Consider the following 1,654-nt stretch of genomic DNA (forward strand, 5'->3'; position numbering starts at 1 on the left):
ACGTCCAGTACGAGGACTTCCGGCCGGCACGCCGAGAGCACGCACCGGACGCCGCTCCTTGACGGGCGAACGTTGCCTGCCGCGGCACTAGCGAGGCACTCCGGGCGGAGGCCGCCCGGCCGCTACGGGGCCGCGGGGATCCGGCCGCGGATGTCCTGGAGCAGGTTGCGCATCGCCATGCGGAAGATCTCGGCCTGGTGGTCGCCGATGAACGCGGTGTGCCCGAAGCGCCATGACCTGGATCTTCCGGGACGGTCACCTCGCCTCCCTCCTCGGCGTCACCCCGCAGCCTGCTCGGCCGGACGGCCTGGTACGCCCCCGCCGCCCTCCGCAAGCTCCACGGCCGGTACGGCCTGAGCGAGGGCGACCCGGTGGCTGAGTCCGAGCCCGAGCCCACGCCCGCGGCTGCTCCGTGAGCCTCCCGCTCAGCCGAAGTACGCCGTCTCGTTCACGTGGAACATGTAGTCCCGCCAGTTCGCCCTGACGTACGTGAACCGCACCGGGTCGTAGCTCCACAGCTTGTCGAGGGCAGCGGCGACGACGTCCTGGTGCGCGCGGACGAAGTCCAGGACCGCCCCCGAGACCGGCGCGTAGGACCAGTGCCAGCGTTCCTCGCTGATCGCGGGCGCGGTCGTCGCCGAGGCCGCCGTGTACGTCTGGAGGAAGCCGTGGCGGGCCGCGTTCGCGCGCAGCCAGCGGTAGTTGGCGGCCTCGGGACCGTCGTCCGTCCAGTCCTGGGGCGTCGTGTCGAAGAAGTCCGCGTCGGAGCCCAGGTGGTGGCGGGAGACGCCCGGCGCGGTCGAGGTCCGGAGTATCTCGATCTGGCGGTTCTCGGAGGTCAGGGACTCCCACACCGAGCGGTGGGAGTCCTTGTCCGGGTCCCACTGCGCGTCCGTGCCCAACTGGGCGGGGTGTGCGGCGCGCACCGCGTCGGTGATGACGCCGAAGACGCCGGCGCCGCCCGAGTCGGTGCGCAGGAACTCGTACTTGCGGTCCCATATCGTGCGCTGCGTCGCCGCGCTGCGCACCCAGGAGACGACGACCCCGTCGCGGTCGGCGCCCAGCCCGGCCGCCGCGGCGTCGGCGAGGGCGTCGACCTGGGAGTCCGTCTCCGGCTCGACGCCTTCGGGAGCGGACTGCGTGCCGGTGATCCAGGCGGCGACGGCCGCCGGGTCGGCGGTGTCCAGGATCCTGGCGACGGCCCGCTTGCGGCGGTCGACGTCCGCCTGCGAGAGGAACGTCCGCGGCGGCACGGCCGGTTCGGACCCGAGGGCCGACCGGCCGAGCGTGGCCACGCCGACCGCGGCGGCCCCGGCCGTCACCAGCCCGAGAAACCCCCGCCGACTGGCCGGCCCGCCGCCGTGGGCGGCGCCTGATGTCTTCTGCATGCCGTGACTGACTTCCCGTCCCCGTTCCCGACACCGGTTCCGTACACGGATTCCGTACACGGATTCCGTACACCGGCGGACAAACGAGAATCGCACGGATGTGCCTTGATCCGACAGGGGCAACGGTCGTCCGACACCGTCCGGGACGGCACAGGTTCGGCAGACGACCGACGGGCTAGTGCCGCGGCAGGCAACGTTCGCCCCGTCGCGACGCCCGGCACGCACTCTCGCCGCACCGGCCGAAAGCCCAAGTACGTCCAGTACGA

The 1,654-nt window shown here is 72.6% G+C and carries 1 protein-coding gene and 1 pseudogene; both read right to left on the reverse strand.

Features of this window, described 5'->3' with window-relative positions; all coding sequences use genetic code 11:
* Positions 1 to 122: 122 nt before the first annotated feature.
* Positions 123 to 227 (reverse strand): annotated as a pseudogene (locus tag AB0J04_RS46070) (TetR/AcrR family transcriptional regulator); the annotation flags it as partial.
* 198 nt (positions 228 to 425) lie between these two features.
* Positions 426 to 1,388 carry a D-alanyl-D-alanine carboxypeptidase family protein gene (locus AB0J04_RS46075; protein WP_363174721.1) on the reverse strand — a complete coding sequence of 321 codons (963 nt, stop codon included), beginning with the start codon at positions 1,386 to 1,388 and terminating at the stop codon, positions 426 to 428.
* Between the last annotated feature and the right edge of the window lie 266 nt (positions 1,389 to 1,654).

The sequence above is a fragment of the Streptomyces sp. NPDC050263 genome (assembly GCF_040655955.1).
GTDB lineage: Bacteria > Actinomycetota > Actinomycetes > Streptomycetales > Streptomycetaceae > Streptomyces.

Coding starts and splice junctions, on each gene's coding strand:
- AB0J04_RS46075 (WP_363174721.1), bottom strand. CDS start 1,388: ATGCAGAAGACATCAGGCGCCGCCCACGGCGGCGGGCCGGCCAGTCGG.